Origin of the sequence: Pseudomonas sp. MWU16-30323, assembly GCF_020515595.1 — a bacterium.
Taxonomy (GTDB): domain Bacteria; phylum Pseudomonadota; class Gammaproteobacteria; order Pseudomonadales; family Pseudomonadaceae; genus Aquipseudomonas; species Aquipseudomonas yamanorum.
In genome coordinates this window covers 45,247-70,196 of record NZ_JAIWYM010000015.1, presented here as the reverse complement: position 1 = coordinate 70,196, position 24,950 = coordinate 45,247, and the positions used below count along the sequence as shown (strand labels likewise).

Genomic DNA, 24,950 nt, shown 5'->3' with positions numbered 1-24,950 from the left:
ATATTCGATGATATATTGCTGAAATCATGGGCGCTGCGCAAGCTGGCCACTCATCTGAACAGGAGCGCCATGATGTTTGCCAAACAGTATTCACACCGCTTGCCAGCTGATTACGACATGGGTGTCATCCGCGAGCGCGCCGCCCGCCTGGGGCCGCAGTGGGATCACACCGAGGGTTTGCTGTTCAAGGCGTTTATCGCTCAGGAACGGGGGCAGGGGCCGGGCGTGGGCAACCTGTATTCGTCGGTTTATCTGTGGTCCGATCCTTTGCAGGCGGCGGACTTTTTACTCGGCGAGCGCTTTGAGAAGGTCCTCGACAGTTTTGGCCGGCCGCACATTGAGTCCTGGTTACCGCTGGATGTGCAGCGAGGGCCGGCGCAGAACGCCTTGAGCCTGTACCGGGAAGAGTGGGCGCTGGAGCCAAGTGCGGACCGTGGGCAAATCCTGGCAACCGAAAAAGCCCGCAATCAGCAGCTTGCCGACAGCCGTGATCATTTTGCGGTGTTTCTGGCGCTGGATGTGCAGGCGTGGAAGCTGGTACGGATTACCTTGTCGGGCAAGGCGCTGGATGTGAACCATCCGGGCAACGGCTACGAGGTGTTCTACCTGGCGCGGCCCGGGGTGTGAATGCCGGTAGCCGCCGATCCTTCGGCGGCTACCGGTTTCCTGTGTGCGGATCGTTGTAAGCTATTGAACTATCTTCGCCAGAGCGATTTGTCATGCAGGCCACCCGTTTGACCCTGATTGCCCACGCCAGCACCCGCGCCCGGAAACGCGCACGCTTTGCGCTGGATGAGTCGGTGGAGATGGACTGGCAGCAGGCGGCGTTGTCCCAGGCACCGCGCTTCAAGCGTGCACCCCTTGTGCTGTGCGGCCCCGAGGCGCGGACCCGGCAGACGGCGGCGCTGTTTGCCGCCGAGGCTTGGGTTGAAACAGCTCTGCGCGATTGTGATTTCGGCCGCTGGCAAGGGTTGGCGATCGATGAGGTTCAACAGGCTGAGCCCGAAGCGCTCCAGGCCTGGTTGACCGACAGCACCTGCGCACCCCACGGCGGCGAATCGGTGATGCAGTTGTGTGAGCGGGTCGGGCAGTGGTTGCAGTCCCTTGAGCAAACGCCGGGGCATGTGCTGGCGGTGACGCATCCATTTGTCATCCGCGCCGCGCTGCTGCACGTCATGCAATCGCCGCCCTCGCTGTTCAACCTGATCGATGTGGAGCCGCTCTCATCCACTGAGCTGCGGTTCAACGGCCATTGGCGCCTGCGCCTGGAAACTCACGCCTGACGCCCCGAACATGGCAAAATCCGCTCCCCGCACCGAGAACACCCATGAAGACTTTCCCATGAAACGCATCCTGATCATCGGCATTGGCGCCGGCAACCCCGACTACATCACGATGCAGGCGGTCAAGGCGCTCAACCGCACCGACGTGTTTTTCCTGATGGACAAGGGCCAGAGCAAGGACAAGCTGATCGACCTGCGCCGGGAAATCTGCGAGACCTACATCACCGACCACGCCTACCGCTTTGTCGAGGCCGATTGCCCCGAGCGGGTGCGTGGCGATATCGACTACACCACCGCCGTGAAGGACCTGAACCGCGACAAGCAGCAGACCTTCGAGCGGATGATCAATGAAGAAATGGCCGACGGCGAAGTCGGCGCATTCCTGGCCTGGGGTGACCCGGCGCTGTACGACAGCACCATCCGTATCCTGCAGGCGATTCTGGCCAGCGGCAGCTGCGAGTTCGAGTTTGAGGTGATCCCCGGGATCACCAGCGTCCAGGCCTTGGCGGCCCAGCACAAGGTGCCGTTGAACCGCATTGGCCGCTCCATCGAAATCACCACCGGGCGCCGGTTGGCGGCGGGGCAGGCGAGTGATGCCGACACCCTGGTTGTCATGCTCGACGCCGAAGATTCCTACCGCACCGTGGCCGATCAGGACCTGGATATCTACTGGGGCGCCTACCTGGGCACGCCGGACGAAATCCTGATCAGCGGCAAGGTGGCCGAAGTGGCCGAAGAGATCGAACGGGTGCGCAAGGCGGCGCGCCAGGCCAATGGCTGGATCATGGATACCTATTTGTTGCGCAAACCCTAGAGGTTGATGCCCATGCTCAAACTGATTGCCCTGACATTGGCGCTGTTTACCGGCGCCGCACAGGCCGAAGACGTAGTGCACACCGACCTGCCGCTGCCTTACCTGGAACAGACCCAAAGCGATGCCCGCAACGAGCCCCTGGTGATCTTCCTGCACGGTTATGGCAGTGACGAGGCCGACCTGTTCGGGCTCAAGGACCGCTTGCCGTCGACCTGGACCTACCTGTCTGCGCGGGCACCGATGCCGGTGGAGGGCGGTGGTTACCGTTGGTTTCGCAAGAAGCCGGGCGACGGCGATTTTGATGGCGAGACCGCCGACTTGCAGAGCAGTGCCAAGCTGATCGAAGACTTCGTCGCCCAGGCCACCACCAAGTATCACACCCAAAGTGAGCGGGTGTTTCTGGTGGGGTTCAGCCAGGGCGCGATCATGTCGTACGAAGTCGGGCTAAGGCATCCCGAAACCCTGCGCGGGATTGCGGCGTTGAGCGGCAGCCTGCTGCCGGTACTCAAGGCTGAGCTCAAACCGGACGCGCGACTGGGCAAGCTGGCGATTTTCATCGGTCACGGGACGTTGGACCAGGCGCTGCCTTACTACTCGGCAACGCGGGCCAACGAGGTGTTGCAGGGGCTTGGCCTCACACCGGAATTCCACGGTTACCCGGGGATGATTCATACCGTCGGTGAGGCGGAGTTGCTGGACTTGAAGCAGTGGCTGGAAAAGAGCCTGCGCTGAGTCCGGTGATGTGGACGCGGTCAAAATGTGGGAGCGGGCTTGCTCGCGAAAGCGGTGGGTCAGTTAATACATGTGCTGACTGAAACACCGCTTTCGCGAGCAAGCCCGCTCCCACATTGGATTTTCATTGCCAGATTAAAACCGGTTATTTACCGCCAGTAATCTGCTTCACCAACAGCGCATGGCCTTTCTCGTCATCCGCCCGGGAAATGGCCTGCACCACCAACTGATGGCTGCCGGAGCCCGTGAGGAAGGTGGAACTCAGCGTCTTGCCCCCGCCCAGGGTCGCGGTGCTGTCGACCTGGCGCAGGGCCAGGCCCTTGACGGTGAGTTTCTTTTCGGCGCCTTTCTTGAAGTCCGGCAGGGCCGCGCTTTGTTCCTTGACGAAATCCGCCACGGCACCGTCGAGGAACTGTGGGTCGTTGTCCTTGATCAGGCCGGCGACACTCGGTTTCTCAACCACAAAAATCACGCTTTTGGTGGCCTGGTCGCTGTACATCGTGCCGCTGGCGCCCGCCGTGCCGTGTTCGGCATCACCGGCCGGCAGTGGGTCGGCCTGGTAGGACTTGGGCAGGTTGAAGCTGAACTTGCCGTCCAGGGTGGAGATGGTCTGGGTGGCGGCTTTCTGCGCCGCAGGCTTGCTGGCGGCGAGGACTTGGCTGGCGCCGAAGCCGGCGGCCAGCGCGAGGGCCAAGAGGGCTGCGGTCTTGCTGAGGGTGGCCATGAAGCTCTCCAGGGATGAACGAAATTGCGCCGTATTCTGTCAGAAATTTCGCAAGATCGTTCATCTCCATCCTTACACCTTGTCGGACTCTTCCTCGAGCCGGTCCATCTCAAACAGCCGCGCCAATTCTGTCCGGGCTTCCTGGGCCGATTGCATCACCTTGGCCGCGTCGTCATATACCGCGTGCTGGGCTGCCAGCAGTTGCAGGTCGTGGTTTTTGAAACGGCTGATGCGCGCATCCGCCTGGGCCTGGGTCAAACCAAGGCCCACCAGGGTGCGGCGGCTCATTTCCAGGCTGGAGTAAAACGTCTCGCGCACCGGTGACGCGTCGAGGTCCACCAGGCGGTGCACGTGCTGGCGGTTACGGGCGCGGGCGATGATTTTCATGTGCGGATAGAGGCTGCGCACCAGCTCGGCGGTCTTGATATTGATTTCGGGGTCGTCCATGGCGATCACGAAGAATTCAGCCTGGTCGACTTTCGCCGCGTGGAGGATTTCCGGGCGCTGGGGGTCGCCGTAGAACACCGGCATGCCGCCAAAGCTGCGGGTCAGCTCGATGGTTTCCACTGAGGTGTCGAGGGCGATAAACGAGATGTTTTGCGCCCGCAGGATCCGCGCCACGATCTGCCCCATACGGCCCATCCCGGCGATCACCACCCGGGGTGCATCGCTTTCGATGGCGCGGTATTCCTCGGGCACTTCCACCGGCTTGACCTTGGGCTTGAACAGCTTCGGGCAGAGCAACAGCAGCAATGGGGTCACGGCCATGGACAGGGTGATGGTCAGCACCAGGACGTCGTAGAGGTGCGGTTCGAACAGGCCCTGGTCGCGGCCGATCTTGAACACCACGAAGGCGAATTCACCACCGGCCGCCAGCACCACGCCCAGGCGCAGCGCGCTTTCACGGTTCAGGTCACCGGCCAGTCGGCCCACGCAAAACAGCAGCGGCAATTTGATGGCGATCAGCAGCAGGGTCAGGCCCAGCACGATCACCGGCGCACTGAACAACAGGCTGATATTGGCGCCCATGCCCACGCTGATAAAAAACAGACCCAGCAGCAGGCCCTTGAACGGTTCGATCTGCGATTCCAGCTCGTGCCGGTATTCGGAGTCTGCCAGCAGCAGCCCGGCGAGGAAGGCGCCGAGGGCCATGGACACACCCACCAGCTCCATCAGCCATGCCGTGCCGATCACCACCAGCAACGCGGTGGCCGTGGACACTTCCCGCAGCCCGGTCTTGGCCACGATGCGAAACACCGGTCGCAGCAGATAGCGCCCGCCGATGATCACCACGGCGATGCTGCCCAGTACTTCCAGGCCATGCTGCAGGCCTTGGGAGGTGGTGGCGGGGTGATCGCTGCCGGCGAGCAGCGGCACCATGGCGATCAGCGGGATGGCCGCGATGTCCTGGAACAACAGGATGGCAAAGGCCAGGCGCCCGTGGGGCTGGTTAAGCTCCTTGCGCTCGGCCAGGCTTTGCAGGCCGAAGGCGGTGGAGGAGAGCGCCAAGCCAAGGCCCAGCACAATCGCACTGTTCCATGACTGGCCAAACAGGAACAGCGCTACCACGCCAATCACCGTGCCCGTCAGCAACACCTGCGCCAGGCCGACACCGAACACCGCCTTGCGCATCACCCACAAACGCTTCGGTGACAACTCCAGGCCAATGATGAACAGCAGCAACACCACCCCCAGTTCGGAGAACTGGCTGACGCTTTGCGGGTTGCCCACCAGCCCCAGCACCGAGGGGCCGATGATCACGCCGGCCAGCAAATAACCCAACACGGCGCCCAACTGCAGGCGCTTGGCCAAGGGCACGGTCAGTACGGCGGCGAACAGGAATACAACCGCCGCTTGTAACAGGTTGCCTTCATGGGGCATTGGGGACTCCAGGATCGTTTTGCTGAATCAACAGGGCGTTATTAGAGCGCTTTTTTACAGGGTGAAATCTGAATTTTTGCGCGGCTCAGGGCGTTCACCTCCGCGCTCATGGGAGGTCTTCCAGTGCCTGCGCGGCACTCGCCAAAGTATTAATACCATTTATTTCAATGAGTTTTATGCACGCGGCTAAGGTTGTGACAAACAGGATCCGTTGTCACCACGGTCAGGTATTTCGAAGCAGTGCCGTCACCGTCGTCGGCGTCGGTAACAGTTTCTCCCTCGGTTTCTGATCAAGACCGAGTCTCTTCAACCGCCCGAAAGGGCGGTTTTTTTATGGGCGGATAATTGTGCGGGAATAACCTACAAACATTTTTTCGGGGAAAACGGGAGGCTGTGCGCCCCTGAAGTTTCTACGGTTATGCACTTGAGTTTATATTCCGTGGATGGAATATTTGCATGAGTTGGGACGTTGAATATACGGACGAATTTGGAGTCTGGTGGGGCGATCTGGATACGAAGGAGCAGTCCTCGGTATCGGCCAGCGTGGACTTATCACGAATACGTCCCGCTGGCTGAGACGTTGTATGACGAACAGTTGGAAACACTGCGTAGAGAGGGCCGTCACCATGGCTAAAAAATTCAGTGAGCTTCAGGCTCGCCTGACACCGCAAGCTCGGGCCGATGCAGAGCGCATCCTCCAGCAGCACCTGAAAGAAATGCCTTTGCATGAACTGCGCAAGGCGCAACAGATGAGCCAGGATACGTTGGCCAAAGCGCTGAATATCAATCAGGCGGCAGTCTCCAAAATGGAGCGTCGCACCGACATGTATATCAGCACGCTGCGTAACTACATTCGCGCCATGGGAGGGGAGCTGGAGATTGTCGCCACGTTTCCTGATGGCCAGGTAAAGATCGAAAACTTTGCCAACTGAGTCATCCATGGTGCATTGAGGGCGCTTGCTGCCCGGGCGGGCAGTTTTTCACATTTACCCCGGCAGTGCTTTGATACTATCGCCCTTCGTCGTCACCAGGAGTCACCGTCACATGCAACACCAGTGGGATGAAATGCACCGCACCCGCAAGCCCACGTTTGTCTTGTGTGGCGAGCCCCAAGGGGATGTGCTCAATCTCTACGTGCACGGTTATTCGGCGTTCTTCAACCAGCAGCAACTGGGGAATTTCTCCCGACAGCTGGCAACCATCGAAGGCTCCACCAACCTGATGCTGTTCTGGCCGGCGGGGCATTTCCTGGAAAACCTGTTTGCACCGTTCAAGGATGTGATTGCCTCGATGCTGGGTGGCGGTAGCCTGGGCGCCGCAACCATCGGGGTGGGCAAGGCGATTGCCTATTTCCTCGACCATTACAAAAGTGTGGAGGCTCGGGTGGATGAGGTCGCCAAAAGCCTGCTGCCCGAATTGGCCAACTACCTGCACGGCGAATCGATCAAGGTGCGCCAGATCAACCTGATCGGCCATTCCCTGGGCGCGCGGATTCTGGTCAAGAGCCTGTTGGCAAGCCCCGAAGTTGCCCGTGAATTACCGCTGAACAACCTGTTGCTGATGGGCGGCGCGATTTGCACCTCCAGCCCGTGGGACCAGGTGTCGGCGCCGCTCAAGGGGCGGGTGATCAACTGCCACTCCAGCAAGGATTGGGCCCTGGCCCTCAAGCCCGACACCGAGCGCTGCATCGGTCGTTACGCCATCCCGCTGACACCCGCGCTCAAGGCCAAGGTCGCCAATGTGCACTTGGCCACGTTTGACCATGCCGCTTACTGGCCGCAGTTGAAGACGGTGGTGCAGTACACCGACCTCTTGCAGGAGCGCCGGGGCATGATCCGCGCCGATCAGCGCAGCCCTGAAGTGCGCTTTGCCGAAGAGGATGTCGACCTGTTCCCGCTGCTGGTGCAGGCGCGGCCGGAGGAGTTGAAGTTCTTCGCCGAGCTGATGGCGCAAAAGCGCAGTGCCTCGATCGACGCCACCGTGCGCGAACCCTTGAAGCTGGCCATCGAGTTGCAGCGCATGGGCGGCGACACCTTTATGAACCTGGCCCGCGGTCATGGCGTCAGCTATCGCGAAATCGCCCAGGACGTCGCGCAGCGGGTCGGCATCAAGTTTGATGAACCGATCGAGAAGGTGGCCCTGGCGGATCTGGAATTGCAGGTCGCCGAGCGGCTGATCGAGCAATACAAGGACAAGCTCAGCCAGGCCGATCGCCAAGTGTTCGAGGCGGAACTGCAGGTTGCCGCGCAAAAGGAGCAGGGCTTTTTCAATCGCTTCTATGTCGGACGCTCAGCCACCACCGCCCTGAGCGGCACGGCGCTGGCCGGGTTGACCGGGTTTATCCTGCGCCGGGGCGCGGCCACGGCCATTCCCGTGGTAGGGCAGGCGCTGGCGGCGGCAATGCTGTTGGTCACCGGCGTGCGGGCCTTTTCCGGCCCCGCCTATTCCATCACCACCCTGGCGGTGCTGGTGATCGGGGTGATTCGCGAGCGCCTGGAGCGTGAGGCACTGAACCAGGAGATGGATCTGGTGGTCCAGGTGGTAGAGGCATTTGATCTGCCCCGGGAAACGGTGATGCGTACCGTCGCGTCTGACTGATAAGCTGCGTTCACGTCTTGTGTGAAAGCCTGGTACCCCGCGTGAAATTCAGCCTGCCCAAAATCGCTACCGCCCCGTTCTGCCCACCGGAAGTCGCCGGCTCCATCGTCGTTGATCCCCGTGCCTCGCTTTTCAAGCGCGCGCTGATGTTTGCCGGCCCCGGCTTGCTGATCTCCATCGGCTACATGGACCCGGGCAACTGGGCCACCGCCATCGAGGCCGGTTCGCGCTACGGCTACAACCTGTTGTTTGTGGTGTTGCTGGCGAGCCTGGCGGGGATGGCGGTGCAGTGCCTGTGCTCACGGCTGGGCATCGCCACCGGCAAGGACCTGGCGCAACTGAGCCGCGAGCGCTACAGCCGGCGCTCGTCGTTCGTGCAGTGGATCCTCGCGGAAATCTCGATCATCGCCACCGACCTCGCCGAGGTCCTCGGCTGCGCCTTGGCGTTTCACCTGTTGTTGGGGGTGTCGCTGACCACCGGGATTGTCATCACCGCCTTTGATACGTTGCTGATCCTGGCCTTGCAAAATCGTGGTTTCCGCCGGCTGGAAGCGATCATGCTGGCGCTGGTGGCGACCATCGGCGTGTGTTTTTTCATCGAACTGGTGCTGATCAAGCCTTACTGGCCGGATGTGTTCCGCGGGTTCACCCCGTCGCTGTCCGCCATCAGCGATGCCGCACCGCTGTACCTGTCCATCGGAATTCTGGGGGCCACGGTGATGCCCCATAACCTGTACCTGCATACCTCTATCGTGCAAACCCGCCTGTTCGGCAAGGATTTGGCCAGTCGCCAGGACGCGGTGAAACTGGCGCGTATCGACACCATCGGTTCCCTGGCTCTGGCGCTGCTGGTCAATGCGGCGATCCTGATACTGGCCGCCGCCGCTTTCCACCAGACCGGCCACACCGACGTGGTGGAAATCCAGGACGCCTACCACCTGCTCGACCCACTGGTAGGTGGCGCCTTCGCCAGTGTGCTGTTCGGTGTTGCGCTGCTGGCTTCCGGCCAGAGCTCCACGTTCACCGGCACCATCGCCGGGCAAGTGATCATGGAAGGCTACCTCAACCTGCGCATTCCCTGCTGGCAGCGACGCCTGATCACCCGTGGCCTGGCGCTGATCCCGGCGTTCCTCGGGGTGTGGCTGATGGGGGACGATGCCATCGGCAAGCTGCTGATCCTCAGCCAGGTGGTGTTGAGCCTGCAGTTGCCGTTTGCGTTGTACCCGCTGATCCGCATGACGGGTGACAAGCGTCTGATGGGGCCGTTCGTGAACAGTTTGCCAACGCGGCTGTTGGCTTGGAGTTTGTTTGTGGTGATCAGCGGGGCGAATGCCTGGCTGATCGGGCAGTGGTTGTTTTGATTCAACGGTCCCAATACGGCACCGTTCCAAAACACTCGACGAAGTAGTCAATCACCGTCCGCACCTTCAACGACAACCGCCGACTGCCCGGCCACAGCGCCGCAATCTGCTGCGGCTCCAGGGTTGTCGCCACTTCATAGTCCGTGAGCACCGCCTGCAGCGTGCCGGCACGCAGCCCTTCGCCGATCAACCAGGATGGGAAGACCACCAGCCCCAGGCCTTGCTCGGCGGCATGGGTCAGGGTGTCGGCGTGGTTGCCGGTGATCGGGCCCTTGACGCTGTAGGACGTCCAGTCGTCCTGGTCGCGGCGGAAGAACCAGCGTTGTTGGCCGGTGACACCCTTGTAGGCCAGGCACTGGTGGTTCACCAGTTCGTCCGGATGCCGGGGCGTACCGAAACGTTCCAGGTAGCCGGGGCTGGCCGCAAGGCGGAAGCGCTGCGGGGCGAAGATTCGCGCCTGCATGCCGGAGTCGTTCAGCACGCCGATGCGAAACAGCAGGTCGGTGCCGTCTTGCAGCGGGTCGACGTAGGTGTCGGTTTGCTGGATATCCAGTTGCAGCTTCGGATAACGCCGGCACAACTCCCCGAGCCACGGCGATAGATGGCGCTGGCCAAACACCATCGGCGCATTGATCCGCACCAGGCCGCTGGGTTCGCTTTCCTGTTCCTGTAATGCCTGGCCGGCGACTTCCAGTTGCTCCAGCATCAACCGCGCATGATGCCCAAGCAGACGCCCGGCTTCCGTAGGGCTGACCGCACGGGTGTGGCGGTACAGCAACTGTTGGCCAAGGGCCTGCTCCATCAACTGGATTTGCCGGGAAATGGAGGAGGGCGCCAGCCCTTCACGGCGTGCGACTTCGGAGAAACTGCCGTAGTCCAGTACTGCGACAAACAGGCGAAGCGCCTTGAAACTCAGTTCGTTCAAGCCCTGCATCATGACTCCATGCTGTGCGTATTGCGCAAAGGTGTTGTCGGCATGCTCCCATTTATCGCACAGCAGCGCCACCGGATAATGCGCGTCATTGTTCCTCCCTTTAACGCGCAGGTGATGTATGCAGGCTTCTTCAATGGCGGGTGTGGCTCAGGCCAGGCCCAAGACGTTTCTTCGATTGCTGTTGCTGCCGCTGGTGATTTTCGCAGGCATGGGCTTGTCGGTGGAGGCCGGGTTGCTGGGCCCGCTGGGTGTGCAGGTGGGGCACTTGTGGGCAACCTTGAGCATCTTCGGCGTCGGCTCGGCGATCCTGTTTTTGCTGTTGCTGTTCAGCGGCCCGCAAAAGGGCCCGGCGTTGACCGACCTGCCGCGCTGGCAATTGATCGGCGGCTTCCTGGGGCCGATGTACGTGGTGGTGCTGACCCTGGCCACACCGCATATCGGCATCGCGATGACCATGATCGCGATCTTGTCGGGCCAGGTGGGCAAGAGCGTATTGATCGACCACTTCGGCTGGTTCGGCACCGCCCGCAAGCGGGTCAACGTTGAGCGCTGGATTGCATTGGCGTTGATCGTGGTGGCACTTGTTCTGATTGCACGAGGTTAAGGCGATGAATCTGATTCTGTTGTTGGTGTTGGTGGTGGCCGCCGGTGCGGTGTTGAGTGTGCAGGCCGCCATCAACGGCCGCCTCGGGCAGGCGGTGGGTGTATTGCGCAGCAGTCTGCTGACGTTTGTGGTGGGCGCGATCAGCACCGGGTTGTTGATTCTGTTCTTCGAGCCAGCCCATGCAGTCAGCCTGCTGGATGTGCCGAAGTGGCAGCTGACCGGCGCATTGTTCGGGGTGGTGTACATGATGGTGATGGTGGGCGCGGTACCGATTGTCGGCACGGCGGTGGCGACAGTGGCGGTGATTGTCGGGCAGTTGGGCATGGGCATGTTGATCGACAACTTTGGCTGGCTCGGCAACCCGGCGATCGAACTGTCTGGCAGCCGGATCGTGGCGATGCTTTGCCTGGCGCTGGCCCTGGTGTTCATGTACCGCAGCAACGCTCGTCGGGCTGACTGAAGGGCCTTTGAACCTTGAATGATTGCCTATAGTCACTGCTTGAGGTGCCGGCGTTCGCCGCATCTGGACGACCACGAAACAGGAGTCTGATCATGCAAGAGAAAACATGCGCCTGCCCCCACTGCAATTGTCAGTTGGGGAAAAACGCGGTGATGAAGGATGGCAAGGGGTATTGCTGCCAAGGCTGTGCCGAGCATCATGCCCATGGTGAGCCTTGTGCTTCGGCGACCGGGTGCGAGTGTGCCAAGTCGGCACATGGCTGACGCGGACGACCTGTAGGCGCGAGCTTGCTCGCGAAAACCCTGAGAGCGGCGCGGGGCACCAGATGCCCCGCGTTCTCGTTAACCAGCTTCGCGAGCCAGCTCGCTCCTACAGGTTCAAGCGGTTTTCAGGCGGTGGGGCGCGCATCCGAGCGGCGCCACTGCACGTTTTCGATGCCGAATTTCTCGGCCTGGGGCTGGCTTGTTTTCTTCACCTGCTCCCGGGCGAAGCGCCCGATGCGCCCCACGCCGGCGTCGCAGCTCGCCCAATGCCAGGCTTCGGCGTTGTCGAGTTTTTCCAGACGGATGATGAACGATTTGGGCTGGCCATGCAGCGTGTAGTCGATCACGAAAAGTTTTGCGTTAGTCATGGATCCGTTAACCCTCCCTGTGTCGTTAAGTGACCCTCCTGATGCGGTAAAAATTCACTCGGATTATCCGCCGCAGGTCTTATCATGGCTTTCCAGCCTTGAACGATGTGCCCTCCATGGCCCTTGCCGCGCCGCCCGACCTCAGCAATCACGCCGTCCCCGTGCAACCCTTGGCGCGTACCTACCCACGCGGGTTGTACGTCGAGCCCCATCAGCACGATTGGGGCCAGTTGCTTTACGCCATGAGCGGCGTGATGTGGGTCGAGACACCCCAGGAAGCGCTGGTGGTGCCGCCCCAGCGCGCGGTGTGGCTGCCGCCGGGTGTCGAACACGGGATACGCGTGGTGTCGGACTTGCAGATGCGCAACATCTACCTGCGCCCGGCGCTGGCGGCGACCCTGGACAGCCAGGTGCAAGTGATCGAGGTCGGCGGGCTGCTGCGCGAACTGATCGTGGCGCTGGTGGAGCAGGGCGACCAGGGGGGCCAGGCCTACTACGAGGCCGTGGTCGGCCTGGCCTTGCTGGAACTGCAACGGGCCCGGCGCTCGCCGATCCGCATTGCCTTGCCCGTGGGCGCCGACCGACGCCTGACGAGTGCCTGCCAGGCGGTGATGGCGTCGCCTTCCCTGGACATTCCTTTCGAACAGCACGCCGAAGCGGCCGGTGCCAGCGTACGCACCCTGGCTCGGCTGTTTCAGAACAGTCTGGGCATGGGCTTTGCCGAGTGGCGCCGCCAGGTGCAGTTGGCCACCGCCGTGGCTGAGCTGATCCAGGGCCAGTCGGTCAGCGCTATCGCCCGTTCCCTGGGGTATTCGCCGAGCAGTTTCAGCGACATGTTTCGTCGCGAGCTGGGCATGGCGCCGTCGCAGTACCCGGTCTAAGGCTTGGCCGAAATCCTGAAGCACTTGGCCGATGCTTCGGATTTGGCTTCCCTACACTGACCGCATCAACCCTTGCTGCGGAGTGTTCCATGAATTACCTGATTTCCCTGGCCATCGGCCTGTTGGTCGGCGTGATTTACGGTGCCCTGGACTTTCGCTCGCCCGCGCCTCCCGCCATCGCCCTGGTCGGGCTGATGGGCATGTTGATGGGCGAGAAGCTCTGGCCCATGGGCCGGCAGATGGTCAGCGCCTGGTTCTCCTGAAACCCTTTAACCTCGATGGATATTGGCCATGAAAGCACTGCAATTTTCCGCCACCGGCGATCTCGCTGCCCTCGCTTACGTCGACGTCGCCACCCCGGTGCCGGCAGCCGGTGAAGTCCTGGTGCAGATCAAGGCGGCCGGGTTGAACCCCAGCGATGTGAAGAACGTACTCGGGCGTTTTCCCTACACCACGTTGCCACGCATCCCCGGGCGGGACTTTGCCGGGGTGGTGGTGGACGGCCCGCAGGCGCTGGTGGGCCAGGAAGTCTGGGGCACCGGTCGCGACCTGGGCTTTTTCGCTGACGGTTCCCACGCCCAGTACCTCACCGTGTCGGCCAAGGGCGTGGCGCACAAGCCCAGCCATCTGAGCTTTGCCCAGGCCGCCAGTCTCGGCGTGCCGTACACCACGGCGTGGGATGCCCTTGAGCGCAGTGGTGTCACTAAAGGCACGCGTTTGCTGGTGATTGGCGCCAATGGTGCTGTAGGCAGTGCGGCTTTGGCCCTGGCGAAAATCCGTGGGGCCCAGGTACTCGGGGCGGTGCGTCGGCCGGAACAGGTCGAGGCCTTGCGCGCTCAGGGTTTCGAGGGGCTGTTACTGGGCCAGCCGGAAGCGCTGGGAGGGCAGGTCAACGCGCTGTTCGGTACGGGCGCTGATGTGATCTTTGACACCACCGGCTTCTGGCTGCCGGCCGCGGTGGCGGCCCTGGCACCTTTTGGCCGTATCGCAATCATTGCCGCGCCGGTGGACGGGCACGTGCAACTGCCGGCCCTGGCGCTGTACCGCAAGGGAGGTTCAGTGGTGGGGATCAATTCGTTGCTCTACAACTGCGAGCAATGCGCCGTGATGCTGGAGCAATTCGGGCGGTTCTTCGATGAGGATTTGTTGCCGTTGCCGACCGGTTTGCGGGAAGTGTCGCTGGCCGATGGTGTGCAGTGCTTTGAGGCAGTGAACCAGGGCAGTGCAGACAAGATTATCTTCCTGCCCTGACCCGCTCATTGTGGGCGCGGGCTTGTGTGGGAGCGGGCTTGCTCGCGAAAGCGGTGGATCAGTGCCGAATGTATTGGCTGACACACCGTATTCGCGAGCAAGCCCGCTCCCACATTTGATCGTTATTCAGGCTTCGGGAACGCCTTTTTCCCACGCCGACCAGTTCTTCAGAATCGCCTGCACCAGCGGATTACCAGTGCGGTACAGGTTCTCCAGCGCCGGCACAAAACCGCCCTGGTCTGCGTACTTCAACAGGTTGTCTACTTCGCTGTAGCCCGGGTACGGCCGATCAAAGTCGGAACCGGCCCGCACCACCGCCAACCGCTTGATATCCACCAACCCCTCGCGGCTGGCGCGCAGCAACGCTTCGTAGGTGGAGTTGTCTTCCTGCTGGGTGGTGCAGTACACGCCCTTGTTGTCCGTCAGCAACTTGGTCCAGACCTCGGCGCGCTCACTCAGGCGCGTCCCGGAGAACCAGGTATTGCCCGCCAGGGTGTCGCACTGGGTGACCTGCGGCGGCTGATTGGCCGGCGCGTACGGATAGTGTTTGCGCCAGGCCGTGGATGCCTTGCTTTCACTGAGCTCGACTTTCTGCGACAGCGCAAACGCCTTGGCTTGCAGCTTGGGATTGAGCTCGAACACTTCGGTCTTGTAGTCCAGTGGCGGCTTCTCGTTCGGCCCCTTGGTATTGATGCCGATATAGCCGGTCGGCCAATCCTTCGGTGCGTCCCGTGAATCCAGTTCCCACTGGGTACCGAATTCCACCAGGTAATGCGCCCACGCGGCGGTGCCGATGGTGCCGTGGTGCGGGTTGATCCCGGCAATCCCGGCAATCAGGAAGTAGCTCTGGCGCAGGTCGAATTTGGGCGACAACGCCAGTGCCAGGGTCGAGGCGGCGGCGTTGGTCTGGCCCATGCCGGTCACCAGCAGGCACACGTCCTGGGTGTTGCAGCGGATCACCGGATATTCGGCCGACAAGCCCGGCACGCGAACTTCCTGCTTGAGCTCCAGGCGGTCGATCCAGTTCTGCGCCTCGGGGGCGAACATGGTGATCAGCATCACCTTGGGCTTGATCGGGGCCGGTGCATCGGCCAGCACGACCTGCGGCAACAGCGCCCCGGCGGCCAGGCCGATGGCGATTGAAAGGCGGGTAAAGGTCTTCATCTACTGCTCCTTGTTCACACTCAGAATTGATAGCCCACGCCGGCGTAGTAACCCCAACCGTTGGAGCGGGCGCGGAAATTACCGTCGCCAAAGTTCAGCTCGCTGCCGTCTTCCCAGTTACCGCCGTTGTGGAAATAACGGCCGACCAGGGTGAAACGCAGGTGGGTGAACGAATACAACAGCACGTTTGTTGCAACCAGGGCGTTGGCGGTGCGCGCGGGGTTGTCTTTGTGCAGGTCCGAGCCGAAATCGTAGTTGGTGAAACCGATGTAGGTCAGCGATGCCCCATTGTCGAAGTTGCCAATGGGCACGATGTATTTCATCTGCGCACGGTAGCCGTCCCACGAATACTCGTTGCTGGCGCCGTAGTTTTCCCACTGGTAACGGCCATAGAAGTTGGCCGACAGGTTGACCCGCGAGTGGGTCTCGATGTCGGTGCCCAGGCCGCTGTACAAGGTGTTGGCGCGGTTGTCCTTGTTGCTGCCGTGGTCGTAGATCCAGTCGAACGCTACATACCATTCCTTGAACGGGCCGATGGCCAGGCTGCGGCCGGCCAGGTAGTCGATGGAGATACGCGGCTCGTGCTCCATGAACACCGGGGAACCGTGGTCCCACGCGCCTTTGTCATGGCTGTTGCCGATGCCGAAGATCTTCGGGATGTCGACGTAGCCATACAGTTCGAACGGGCCCTTGCGGCCGAAGTATTCGTACTCCAGGTACACGTCATCGGCGGGTTTGGGGCCGAAGCTGATGTCTTTGCTGCCGATCACCGTCAGGTCCTGGTTGAACCAGTCCGACAGGTACACGCCTTTTTTCGAGGGGCTGGCTTCCGGGGCCAGGGTTTCGCCCTGTGCTGAGTCATCGGCGGGTTTTTCCTGCGCCAAAATGGGTGCGCTGAGTACTCCCGTAACGGCAGCCAGTAGCAAGGAAACAGCAAAAGGGGTGGCCGACGCGGGCCGTCTGGAAGTGGGTTGCATTGAAAATCCCTGTTCGTACGCGGGTTGGGCCCGATTCTCCGGGTTGAGGTGAACCTGGTGGCCAAGTTCGTTCCGCAAACGTTTGCACAGGTTGTACCAATTTGTGTCAATTGCATGAAGGAATTGAGAAAAGTGGGAAATAGTCGGCCTTTTGATCAGAAATGTGCTTTGGTAAACGGCAGCGCCTGATCACCGTTGCGGTTGAACAGGTACATCGCGGTTTCCCGGCGATACTCGCTGGGCGTCTGGTTCATCTCGATGCGAAAGTGCCGGTTGAAATTGGAGAGGTTGGCGTAGCCCACTTCAAAGCAGATATCGGCCACTGACATTTCGCTTTGCAGCAACAGTCGGCAGGCGCGCTGCACCCGGAACTTGCGCATCAGGTCGATAAAGCCGTGGCCGGTGACGCGCTTGAAAAACCGCGAGAAGCCCGGCTCGCTCATGTCCAGTCGTTGGGCGATCACCGACAGCCGCAGGTCGCCGGTCAACTCCGTCATCAGGTAGTCGAAAGCCTTGTGGATGCGCTCCGAGCTGCGGGCGTCCAGGCTTGGCGTGTAACAGGCACTGGCCAGGCAATAGGCTTCCCCGGAGGGTGCCTGCATCAAGGTGTGCAGCAACTGGATGAACAGAATCAGGCGCGCCAGCCCCTGGGCAGGGCCGATGGACTCCAGCAATTGCGCGGCCTTCAGTGCCGTGTCGCCGGTGAACTCCAGGCCGCGCCGGGCCCGGTCAAACAGGCCTTGCAGGTCCCCCAGCTCAGGCAGCGTGTTGCGCAGGGCCAGCAGCGCGGCACCGTCGAATTGCAACACCACATCGCGCCCCGTCAGGTATTCGCCCGGTGCCAGGTCGCCGATCCAGTCGTGGGGCAGGTCGGGGCCGATCAGCGCGACATGGCCGGCGCCAAACGCACCGATGTAGTCACCCGCCACCAGCTTGCCGCTGCCGTGGCGGATCAGGTGGATTTCAAATTCGGGGTGATGGTTCCAGCGGGCCAGCTCGAATGGATAGTCATGTTCGTACCAGCGAAAGCCATGCTCGGGCTCGGCCAGAATCACTTCCAGCTCGGCGGGGCGCTGCTCGAAAAGGGCGGATCGGCTGGCTGGCATGGGCTTGGCCCTTTTGGGCTTTTTGGAATGGCACCAAAATACGCCCTTTGGGCAAGTGGCCGCTACCCCGGGTTTTGCCCGCCACTGATACTTTTTTGATCCAGGCGGGCGCGGTTAAAAAAGTATCAGCCGGGCATCCGCCAGTCGTTTGTCCGGCCCAGGGCAAGCTGCTGTAATCGGGCCGTCAACAACAAAAACAATAAGTGGAAACCGCCATGTTCAAGATACCGAAAGCGCTGTTCCTGCTCTCCGGCCTCACACTCGCGATGGCCAGCCATGCGGCCGAAACCGTGACCATCGCCACGGTCAACAACAGCGACATGATCCGCATGCAACGCCTGTCCAAGGTGTTTGAACAGCAGCACCCCGAGGTGAAGCTCAACTGGGTGGTGCTCGAAGAAAACGTCCTGCGCCAACGCCTCACCACCGACATCGCGACCCAAGGCGGCCAATTCGACGTGCTGACCATCGGCACCTATGAAACCCCGTTGTGGGGCGCCAAGCACTGGCTGGAACCGATCACGCCGCTGCCTGCCGATTACGACGTGGAAGACATCTTCCCCGCAGTGCGCCAGGGCCTGTCGGTGAACAACACCCTCTACGCCTTGCCGTTCTACGGCGAAAGCACCGTCACCTATTACCGCACCGACCTGTTCAAGCAGGCTGGCCTGACGATGCCGGAACATCCGACCTGGACCCAACTGGGCGAGTTCGCCGCCAAGCTGAACCAGCCCGCCAAGGACCAATACGGCATGTGCCTGCGGGGCAAGGCCGGCTGGGGTGAAAACGTCGCGCTGCTGAGCACCATGGCCAATGCTTTTGGTGCGCGCTGGTTTGACGAGCAATGGAAACCCGAACTGACGAGCCCGGAATGGACCGCGGCAGCGAACTTCTACGTCAACACCCTGAAGAACTACGGCCCGCCGGGCGTCTCCAGCAATGGTTTCAACGAAACCCTGGCGCTGTTCAACAGCGGTAAATGCGCGATCTGGGTCGACGCCAGCGTGGCCGGCTCATTTACCACCGACAAAACCCAAAGCAAAGTCGCCGACAGCGTGGGCTTTTCCGCCGCGCCTACCGAAGTCACCGACAAGGGCTCGTCGTGGCTGTACGCCTGGTCCCTGGCGATCCCGGCCACCTCCAAGCACAAGGACGCCGCCAAGGCCTTCATCACCTGGGCCACCTCCAAGGAATACATCCAACTGGTGGCGGACAAGGAAGGCATCACCAACGTCCCGCCGGGCACGCGCCAGTCCACCTACAACGCGGCCTACCTGGCCGCCGCGCCTTTTGCCAAGGTGACCTTGCAGATGATGCAACACGCCGACCCCGCGCACCCGTCGGCCAAACCCGTGCCGTACGTGGGCATCCAATACGTGACGATCCCCGAGTTCCAGGCCATCGGCACCTCGGTGGGCAAGCTGTTTTCGGCGGCGCTCACCGGCGGCATGACGGTCGACAAGGCACTGGCCGAGGCGCAGTCCACCACCGAGCGCGAAATGAAACGCGCCGGCTACCCGAAATAATCACCTCAGGGACACTGCATTCATGAAACGACTGGAAGGTAAAAGCGCGCTGGTTACCGGCAGCGCCCGGGGCATTGGCCGGGCGTTTGCCCAGGCCTACATCAACGAAGGCGCCACCGTCGCCATCGCCGATATCAACCTGGAACGGGCCCGGGCTACCGCCACGGAGCTGGGCCCGAAGGCCTACGCGGTGGCGATGGACGTCACCGACCAGGCGTCCATCGACGCCGCGATTGCCGCCGTAGTGGCGCAGGCCGGCAAGCTCGATATCCTGATCAACAACGCTGCTCTGTTCGATCTGGCACCCATCACCGACATCACCCGCGACAGCTTCGACCGGCTGTTCTCGATCAACGTCGCCGGTACGCTGTTCACCTTGCAGGCAGCGGCCCGGCAGATGATCAAGCAGGGGCATGGCGGCAAGATCATCAACATGGCCAGCCAGGCCGGGCGCCGGGGTGAAGCGCTGGTGGCGGTGTACTGCGCGACCAAGGCGGCGGTGATCAGCCTCACGCAGTCGGCGGGGTTGAATCTGATCAAGCAAGGGATCAATGTGAATGCCATCGCACCGGGTGTGGTGGACGGCGAGCATTGGGACGGGGTGGACGCGATGTTTGCCAAACACGAAGGGCTGCCACTGGGCGAGAAGAAAAAGCGCGTGGGGGCCGAGGTGCCGTTTGGGCGGATGGGCACGGCGGAAGACCTCACCGGCATGGCGATTTTCCTCGCGTCCAAGGAGGCCGACTACGTGGTTGCCCAGACCTACAACGTCGACGGCGGCAACTGGATGAATTGAGCCGGACGCAGCTCCTTGAACCACCGCAGATCAAAAAATGTGGGAGCGGGCTTGCTCGCGAAGGCGGAGTGTCAGTCGCCGGATATGCTGACTGATACACCGCATTCGCGAGCAAGCCCCCTCCCACAATGGATCTTCATTGCCCAGGGAAGGGGGCTTGGTCTTATTCGGCAAAGCTGCGATCAAAGAAGTACACCGCCCCAGGCTTCAGGTTCTCCACTGTCGCCTGTGGCCGTCCGCCTTCGCCATGCTTCTTGCGCCCCGTCTCCCGCAAGAACCCGGCCTCAGTCAACTTCAGCAACCGCTGGCGAATACTGGTCTTCAGCACCGGCCGCGCCAGCACCAGCGAAAAGATCGTCGTCGCCTCCGGCGCGCTGAACTCATTGCCCAAAAACATCAACGGCAAGCTGCTGTACAGCGACTTGGAAAGCAGTCTTTCCTGCACCGCCGCCACAATCCCGTTGTGATCGAACGGCAACTTGACCGCACCACCCGCCACCGCATCCAGCGAGAACCAGCGCTGATGCCCGGCCAGCGTCACTTCATCAGCCACGATCGCCAGGTAATAGGTCGACGACGACCAGCAGCGCGGATCGCGAAACGCATCACCCACCGTACCCACCTGCTCGCACCAGGCCAGCGCGAGGCCGACCTTGTCACTGGCCCGCAACCGTTCCACGGCATCCTGAAGGCTCAGATCTTGCACGCCGCCATTCACCACCACCCCCGGTAACGCCCAGTGCCCGGCGAAGGGCTCGGCTTCGCGCTGGTTGAGCAAGATCTTCAACTCCCCGGAAGCACGACAATAGAACAGCACGCACAAGTCCACGGTGTGCAGGTAGGCGCTAAGGGGTGGGGCGTGGTCTGGCATGTCGGGTCCTGTTGGCAGTGGTGGGGCACAGTCTAACGGATCAAGCGGCGATGTCGTGTACTCGATCCAGCATAGGTAAATAAATGTTTCTTGCTATGAAAGTACATGACGTGTACTTTTGTGTCCAGGCCACAGGAGAACACGACCATGACCGTCTCTAAAAACGCTATCGCCTCATTCGACGTCGACGCCCAGAAGAGCTTCACGCCACTGTGCCCCGATGAATTGCCGGTCGCCGGCGGTGATGAGATCGGTGCCGAGCTCAATTACATGGCCAGCCTCGCCGGGCGTCGTGTCGGCAGCAAGGACGCCCACACCCCGCACGCGCCCTGGGTGGTGCAACACCACAGCGACATGCTTAAACCCACCGGGCTGGTGCATGCCGACGTCACCTGGGTCGCCCACTGTGTGCCGGGCACCGAGGGATTCACCCTGCTGGACGAATTGCCCACACCCTATGACTACGACTACTTCATCTGGAAAGGCGTCGAGCCCGACTTGCACCCCTACGGCGCCTGCTACCACGACCTTCACGACAAACTCTCCACCGGCGTCATCGAATACCTCGACTCCCAGGGCATCCGACGCGTGATCGTCGGCGGCCTGGCGCTGGACTACTGCGTCAAGATCACCGCCTTGCAACTGCTGCAGGCTGGTTTCGACGTGATCCTGCACCTGCCGGCGTGCCGTGGCATCAGCGAGGAGGGCGGTGTGCAGGCGGTCAACCACCTGCAACAAGTCGGTGTTGTGATTACCCGCAATCGGGAAGAACTGGCCGCGATGGCCGCGCGTTAAGGAGTACCTCATGGAAAGTGCATACGACTACGAAAACGGCGTGATCCAGGGCCTGCTGGACACCGATTACTACACCTTCACCATGATGCAGGCCGTGTTGCACCAGCACCCCAACGTCGATGTGGAATACCAGTTCATCGTCCGCTCCAACGAGAAACTCGGGCACCTGATTCCCGAGCTGCGGGCCGAGCTGGAAAAGCTCGCCGGCCTCAACATGCGCGAAGGTGAACTGCGCTTTCTGTTCAACCAACGCCGGGAATACCTGACCCCGGATTTCGAGCGCTTCCTGGGCCTGTTCCGCTTCAACCTGCGCTATATCCACGTCAGTGAAGTCGACGGCCAGCTGAACATCCGCGTGGTCGGCCCGATGCTGCACTGCATCATGTTCGAACAGCCGGTATTGGCCCTGGTCAGCGAGCTGCGCAACCGCGACAAATACCCCGAGGTGACCCTCGAAGACGTCACCCGCAAGCTCTACCAGAAGTTCGACTGGCTGGAGAAAAACCTCACCCGCGACGAGCTGGCCGACCTGCGCGTCTCGGACTTCTCCACCCGCCGCCGGCTGTCGTTCAAGGCCCAGCGCGAAGTGGTGGACATCATGCGCCGTGACTTTCCCGGCCAGTTCATCGGCACCAGCAACGCGCACCTGGCCTACGAATTCGACTTGCCGCTGATCGGCACCATGGCCCACCAATGGCTGATGGTGCACCAGCAACTGGGCCGGCTGCGGGAAAGCCAGAACGCGGCGCTGGAGAACTGGGTGCGCGAATACCGTGGCCGGTTGGGCATCGCCCTGACCGACTGCATCAGCACCGACTTTTTCCTCAAGGATTTCGACCTGTACTTCGCCAAGCTGTACGACGGTTTGCGCCAGGACTCCGGTGACCCGATCGTGTGGGCCGACAAGGTCCTGGCCCGCTACAAGGCACTGGGCATCGACCCGATGACCAAGGACCTGATGTTCTCCGACGGCCTGAACTTCGAAAAATGCCTGCCGATCCTGCGGCACGTGCGGGGCAAAGCCAAATTCGGCTTTGGCATGGGCACCAGCCTGGCCTGCGATGTGGACGGTGTGGAACCGCTGAGCATCGTGATGAAGCTGGTGCGGGTGCATGGCGAGCCGGTGGTGAAATTCTCCGATGACCCGATCAAGAACGTCTGCGAAGACGCCTCGTTCCTGCAGTACGCGGCGCAGGTGTTCAACGTCAGCAACGTCAATCCGCAATTGGGGGGGTGACATGGACACTCAGGCACGTATCGCACACGCACTGAAGATCAACCGGCTGCTCGGCAAGGGTGGCGAGGGCGCTGAGCTACAGCGGCGTATCGACTTCATCAAGGGCACTTTGCGCCAGTCCGGCTGCCACGCGTTGGTGCTGGGCATCAGCGGCGGCGTCGACTCACTGACCGCCGGGCGCCTGTGCCAACTGGCGGCGGAGCAACTGCGCAACGAGCACTACGAGGCGCGTTTTATCGCGATGCGCCTGCCCTATAAAACCCAGGCGGACGAACGCGACGCCCAGGCCTCCCTGGACTTTATCGCGCCGGACCAGATCGAGACGCTGAACATTGCTGCCTGCGTCGACGGGCTGATGGGCAGCCTGGCTGCCGGGCAGGCCAGTGCTGAGCGCATCGACTTTATCAAGGGCAACGTCAAGGCCCGGGCGCGGATGATGGCGCAGTACGCTGTGGCGAATTTGTATAACGGCCTGGTGGTGGGCACCGACCACGGCGCAGAGGCGTTGATGGGGTTTTTCACCAAGTTCGGTGATGGCGCCTGCGACCTGGCACCGCTGTCCGGATTGACCAAGACCCAGGTGCGCCTGCTGGCCAGCGCCCTTGGCGGGCCACGGCACTTGGTGGCCAAAGCACCGACCGCTGACCTGGAAGAGCTGGCCCCGGGCAAGCTGGATGAACTGACCTACGGTTGCAGTTATGACGAGATCGATCGCTACCTGATGGGCGAGTCGGTCAGTGAGCGGGTGAGGGCGATTGTCGAAAGCGCCTACCTCAAGACGGCTCACAAACGTGCGTTGCCGTTCGTGCCCGACTAGAGACGGCGCAGGAAGGATTTGACGATTTTCTGGGTGGCCTGGGTGGTGTCCAGGTCATCCAGGCGACTGTAGGGATGCCACTGGCATTCCTTGATTTCACTCAGGGGCCGGGCTTCGTCGATATTGACCACCGACGCCTCGAACACATGGTGCAGCGTGTCGCTGGCCTTCATTTCCTGCAATAACAGCAAACCGTCCACGTTCAGACCGGTTTCCTCTTCCAGTTCCCGCGCGGCCGCGCCCACTGGCCGCTCGTCGCGCTCGACCTTGCCGCCGGGCAGTGCCCATTTCGATCGGGCTTTACGCACGAACAGGATGTGCCCGTCGTGCTCGCAAATCACCGTGGCCCTTATTTTCATCGTCTGTGCCCCCGCAGTTGGATGGTTGTCATAAAAGTGTAATGCAATTGTCATGCTCAGTCTTTCTCCGGCAGGGTGGAGAGGGGGCCGGAAAACACCGATACTGCCCCATCGAAAAAACTCACCTGAAGGAGATGCAGATGAACACCGTACGCTGGGGCATGATCGGCTGTGGCAGTGTCACTGAACTCAAGAGTGGACCCGCCTTCTACAAAGCGCCAGGTTCGGCGCTGGTGGCGGTGATGGGGCGGCGCGAGGAAGCCGTGCGCGATTATGCGGCACGCCATGGCATTGCGCGGTTCTACACCGACGCCCAGGCGCTGATTGACGACCCGGAAGTGGACGCGGTCTACATCGCCACGCCGCCCGACAGCCACCTCGAATACAGCCTGATGGTGGCCGCTGCCGGCAAGCATTGCTGTGTCGAAAAGCCGATGTCGCTGAACGCCGAGCAAAGCGCGCTGATGCAACGCACCTTCGAACAGGCCGGGCTGCACCTGTTCGTCTCCTATTACCGGCGTTCCCTGCCGCGCTTCCAGCAGGTGCGGGACTGGCTGCAAGACGGGCGCATCGGCGAGTTGCGCCACCTGACCTGGACCTTGTGCAAGCCGCCGTCTGAAGACGATGCCAGCAGTGCCAATTGGCGCACCGACCCGCTGATTGCTGGCGGCGGCTATTTTGCCGACCTGGCCAGCCACGGTTTTGACCTGTTCCAGTACCTGGTCGGGGATATCGTCGATGTGGCCGGGTTTACCGCGCGCCAGGCCGGGCGTTATGCCGCCGAGGACGCCGTCACCGCCTGTTGGACCTTCGCCTCGGGCGCGCTGGGCATGGGCTGCTGGAACTTTGTCGCCGACCGTCGCGAGGACCTGGTGGAACTGATCGGCAGCAAGGGCCGCATCACCTTCTCGGTGTTCGACGAGGCGCCGTTGCGGCTCGAAGCCGACGTGAATGAGACGCTGGAGGTGCCCAATCATGCGCATATCCAGTGGCATCACGTACTGGGGATGAATGCGCATATTCGCGGCGAGAGCAAGCACCCGGCGCTGGCGATCGAGGCGTTGAAGACCGATCGGGTCATGGACCGGGTGCTACAACGTAACCCCAACCTGGCGGTCTAGCAGTGCTTTAATTTTTTCTTTTTAAGG

General features: G+C 61.7%; 28 protein-coding genes and 1 pseudogene. 19 read left to right on the top strand and 10 right to left on the bottom strand.

The window, feature by feature from the left end:
- Positions 1 to 72 precede the first annotated feature (72 nt).
- The 4 genes from LIY45_RS18390 to LIY45_RS18375 all read left to right on the top strand — a co-directional run bounded on the left by LIY45_RS18390 (position 73) and on the right by LIY45_RS18375 (position 2,829).
- Positions 73 to 627, top strand: coding sequence for a DUF4865 family protein (locus LIY45_RS18390; protein ID WP_226477183.1), 555 nt, complete (start codon positions 73 to 75; stop codon positions 625 to 627).
- 92 nt (positions 628 to 719) lie between these two features.
- Complete coding sequence (locus tag LIY45_RS18385; RefSeq protein ID WP_226477148.1) at positions 720 to 1,283, top strand: histidine phosphatase family protein; 564 nt, start codon at positions 720 to 722, stop codon at positions 1,281 to 1,283.
- A 58-nt stretch (positions 1,284 to 1,341) separates the two neighbouring features.
- A complete protein-coding gene (gene cobF / locus LIY45_RS18380; RefSeq protein ID WP_003208076.1) occupies positions 1,342 to 2,097 on the top strand; it encodes a precorrin-6A synthase (deacetylating) in 756 nt (251 codons plus the stop codon).
- A 12-nt stretch (positions 2,098 to 2,109) separates the two neighbouring features.
- A complete protein-coding gene (locus tag LIY45_RS18375; RefSeq protein WP_226477147.1) occupies positions 2,110 to 2,829 on the top strand; it encodes a dienelactone hydrolase family protein in 720 nt (239 codons plus the stop codon).
- Positions 2,830 to 2,974: 145 nt separating this feature from the next.
- Here the strand turns inward: LIY45_RS18375 and LIY45_RS18370 are convergent, their stop codons facing one another.
- Both LIY45_RS18370 and LIY45_RS18365 read right to left on the bottom strand, forming a co-directional pair.
- Positions 2,975 to 3,553, bottom strand: coding sequence for a hypothetical protein (locus LIY45_RS18370; RefSeq protein ID WP_226477146.1), 579 nt, complete (start codon positions 3,551 to 3,553; stop codon positions 2,975 to 2,977).
- A 72-nt stretch (positions 3,554 to 3,625) separates the two neighbouring features.
- Positions 3,626 to 5,434, bottom strand: coding sequence for a monovalent cation:proton antiporter-2 (CPA2) family protein (locus LIY45_RS18365; RefSeq protein ID WP_226477145.1), 1,809 nt, complete (start codon positions 5,432 to 5,434; stop codon positions 3,626 to 3,628).
- Positions 5,435 to 6,060: 626 nt separating this feature from the next.
- Here LIY45_RS18365 and LIY45_RS18360 point away from each other — a divergent pair.
- From LIY45_RS18360 to LIY45_RS18350, 3 genes are all read left to right on the top strand, one after another.
- On the top strand, positions 6,061 to 6,366 hold the full coding sequence (locus tag LIY45_RS18360) for an XRE family transcriptional regulator (RefSeq protein ID WP_226477144.1): 306 nt from the start codon (positions 6,061 to 6,063) through the stop codon (positions 6,364 to 6,366).
- A gap of 112 nt (positions 6,367 to 6,478) precedes the next feature.
- The gene (locus LIY45_RS18355) at positions 6,479 to 8,032 is read left to right on the top strand and encodes a DUF726 domain-containing protein (protein ID WP_226477143.1); all 1,554 of its coding nucleotides are present in this window, start codon (positions 6,479 to 6,481) and stop codon (positions 8,030 to 8,032) included.
- A 41-nt stretch (positions 8,033 to 8,073) separates the two neighbouring features.
- Positions 8,074 to 9,393 (top strand): Nramp family divalent metal transporter, encoded by a 1,320-nt coding sequence (locus LIY45_RS18350; protein ID WP_226477142.1) that lies wholly within the window; start codon positions 8,074 to 8,076, stop codon positions 9,391 to 9,393.
- Position 9,394: 1 nt separating this feature from the next.
- Here LIY45_RS18350 and LIY45_RS18345 read toward each other — a convergent pair whose 3' ends face one another.
- The gene (locus tag LIY45_RS18345; RefSeq protein WP_226477141.1) at positions 9,395 to 10,327 is read right to left on the bottom strand and encodes a LysR family transcriptional regulator; all 933 of its coding nucleotides are present in this window, start codon (positions 10,325 to 10,327) and stop codon (positions 9,395 to 9,397) included.
- A 118-nt stretch (positions 10,328 to 10,445) separates the two neighbouring features.
- On the opposite strand from LIY45_RS18345, the gene LIY45_RS18340 reads away from it, so the two are divergent.
- The 3 genes from LIY45_RS18340 to LIY45_RS18330 all read left to right on the top strand — a co-directional run bounded on the left by LIY45_RS18340 (position 10,446) and on the right by LIY45_RS18330 (position 11,654).
- Positions 10,446 to 10,931, top strand: coding sequence for a DMT family transporter (locus LIY45_RS18340; protein ID WP_026078275.1), 486 nt, complete (start codon positions 10,446 to 10,448; stop codon positions 10,929 to 10,931).
- 4 nt (positions 10,932 to 10,935) lie between these two features.
- Entirely contained in the window at positions 10,936 to 11,391 is a 456-nt protein-coding gene (locus tag LIY45_RS18335; protein WP_003208100.1) for a DMT family transporter, read from the top strand.
- A gap of 92 nt (positions 11,392 to 11,483) precedes the next feature.
- Positions 11,484 to 11,654, top strand: coding sequence for a metallothionein (locus LIY45_RS18330; protein WP_008437063.1), 171 nt, complete (start codon positions 11,484 to 11,486; stop codon positions 11,652 to 11,654).
- Between the two features lie 11 nt (positions 11,655 to 11,665).
- On the opposite strand, the pseudogene LIY45_RS18325 reads toward LIY45_RS18330, so the two are convergent.
- Together LIY45_RS18325 and LIY45_RS18320 are read right to left on the bottom strand one after the other, a co-directional pair.
- Positions 11,666 to 11,767 (bottom strand): annotated as a pseudogene (locus LIY45_RS18325) (outer membrane lipoprotein carrier protein LolA); the annotation flags it as partial.
- Between the two features lie 12 nt (positions 11,768 to 11,779).
- Positions 11,780 to 12,022, bottom strand: coding sequence for a DUF6555 family protein (locus LIY45_RS18320; RefSeq protein WP_017479865.1), 243 nt, complete (start codon positions 12,020 to 12,022; stop codon positions 11,780 to 11,782).
- 116 nt (positions 12,023 to 12,138) lie between these two features.
- Between LIY45_RS18320 and LIY45_RS18315 the strand changes: the two genes are divergently transcribed.
- From LIY45_RS18315 to LIY45_RS18305, 3 genes are all read left to right on the top strand, one after another.
- Positions 12,139 to 12,903 carry a helix-turn-helix transcriptional regulator gene (locus tag LIY45_RS18315; protein ID WP_226477140.1) on the top strand — a complete coding sequence of 255 codons (765 nt, stop codon included), beginning with the start codon at positions 12,139 to 12,141 and terminating at the stop codon, positions 12,901 to 12,903.
- 89 nt (positions 12,904 to 12,992) lie between these two features.
- On the top strand, positions 12,993 to 13,166 hold the full coding sequence (locus LIY45_RS18310) for a DUF1427 family protein (protein ID WP_177070947.1): 174 nt from the start codon (positions 12,993 to 12,995) through the stop codon (positions 13,164 to 13,166).
- A gap of 28 nt (positions 13,167 to 13,194) precedes the next feature.
- Complete coding sequence (locus LIY45_RS18305; RefSeq protein WP_226477139.1) at positions 13,195 to 14,154, top strand: zinc-binding alcohol dehydrogenase family protein; 960 nt, start codon at positions 13,195 to 13,197, stop codon at positions 14,152 to 14,154.
- Between the two features lie 126 nt (positions 14,155 to 14,280).
- Here LIY45_RS18305 and LIY45_RS18300 read toward each other — a convergent pair whose 3' ends face one another.
- From LIY45_RS18300 to LIY45_RS18290, 3 genes are all read right to left on the bottom strand, one after another.
- Complete coding sequence (locus LIY45_RS18300; protein WP_226477138.1) at positions 14,281 to 15,318, bottom strand: purine nucleoside permease; 1,038 nt, start codon at positions 15,316 to 15,318, stop codon at positions 14,281 to 14,283.
- A gap of 20 nt (positions 15,319 to 15,338) precedes the next feature.
- Complete coding sequence (locus LIY45_RS18295; protein ID WP_226477137.1) at positions 15,339 to 16,295, bottom strand: nucleoside-specific channel-forming protein Tsx; 957 nt, start codon at positions 16,293 to 16,295, stop codon at positions 15,339 to 15,341.
- A 155-nt stretch (positions 16,296 to 16,450) separates the two neighbouring features.
- On the bottom strand, positions 16,451 to 17,401 hold the full coding sequence (locus LIY45_RS18290) for an AraC family transcriptional regulator (RefSeq protein ID WP_226477136.1): 951 nt from the start codon (positions 17,399 to 17,401) through the stop codon (positions 16,451 to 16,453).
- Between the two features lie 215 nt (positions 17,402 to 17,616).
- On the opposite strand from LIY45_RS18290, the gene LIY45_RS18285 reads away from it, so the two are divergent.
- A complete protein-coding gene (locus LIY45_RS18285) occupies positions 17,617 to 18,927 on the top strand; it encodes a sugar ABC transporter substrate-binding protein (protein ID WP_226477135.1) in 1,311 nt (436 codons plus the stop codon).
- 22 nt (positions 18,928 to 18,949) lie between these two features.
- Positions 18,950 to 19,723, top strand: a complete 774-nt coding sequence (locus tag LIY45_RS18280; protein WP_017479873.1) for an L-iditol 2-dehydrogenase — start codon at positions 18,950 to 18,952, stop codon at positions 19,721 to 19,723.
- A 163-nt stretch (positions 19,724 to 19,886) separates the two neighbouring features.
- Here LIY45_RS18280 and LIY45_RS18275 read toward each other — a convergent pair whose 3' ends face one another.
- Positions 19,887 to 20,594, bottom strand: a complete 708-nt coding sequence (locus tag LIY45_RS18275) for an NUDIX hydrolase (RefSeq protein ID WP_226477134.1) — start codon at positions 20,592 to 20,594, stop codon at positions 19,887 to 19,889.
- Between the two features lie 147 nt (positions 20,595 to 20,741).
- Between LIY45_RS18275 and LIY45_RS18270 the strand changes: the two genes are divergently transcribed.
- Genes LIY45_RS18270 through nadE form a run of 3 tightly spaced genes read left to right on the top strand, consistent with a single transcriptional unit; the run spans position 20,742 to position 23,443 of the window.
- The gene (locus LIY45_RS18270) at positions 20,742 to 21,389 is read left to right on the top strand and encodes a nicotinamidase (protein ID WP_226477133.1); all 648 of its coding nucleotides are present in this window, start codon (positions 20,742 to 20,744) and stop codon (positions 21,387 to 21,389) included.
- Positions 21,390 to 21,399: 10 nt separating this feature from the next.
- The gene (gene pncB, locus LIY45_RS18265) at positions 21,400 to 22,626 is read left to right on the top strand and encodes a nicotinate phosphoribosyltransferase (RefSeq protein ID WP_226477132.1); all 1,227 of its coding nucleotides are present in this window, start codon (positions 21,400 to 21,402) and stop codon (positions 22,624 to 22,626) included.
- Position 22,627: 1 nt separating this feature from the next.
- Positions 22,628 to 23,443: an ammonia-dependent NAD(+) synthetase gene (nadE, locus tag LIY45_RS18260; RefSeq protein ID WP_226477131.1), complete on the top strand. Its 816-nt coding sequence runs from the start codon at positions 22,628 to 22,630 to the stop codon at positions 23,441 to 23,443.
- Here the strand turns inward: nadE and LIY45_RS18255 are convergent.
- Positions 23,440 to 23,802 (bottom strand): NUDIX domain-containing protein, encoded by a 363-nt coding sequence (locus LIY45_RS18255; protein WP_226477182.1) that lies wholly within the window; start codon positions 23,800 to 23,802, stop codon positions 23,440 to 23,442. The two genes, nadE and LIY45_RS18255, sit on opposite strands and share 4 nt — an antisense overlap.
- Before the next feature lie 140 nt (positions 23,803 to 23,942).
- Between LIY45_RS18255 and LIY45_RS18250 the strand changes: the two genes are divergently transcribed.
- Entirely contained in the window at positions 23,943 to 24,923 is a 981-nt protein-coding gene (locus tag LIY45_RS18250) for a Gfo/Idh/MocA family oxidoreductase (RefSeq protein ID WP_226477130.1), read from the top strand.
- Positions 24,924 to 24,950: the final 27 nt, after the last annotated feature.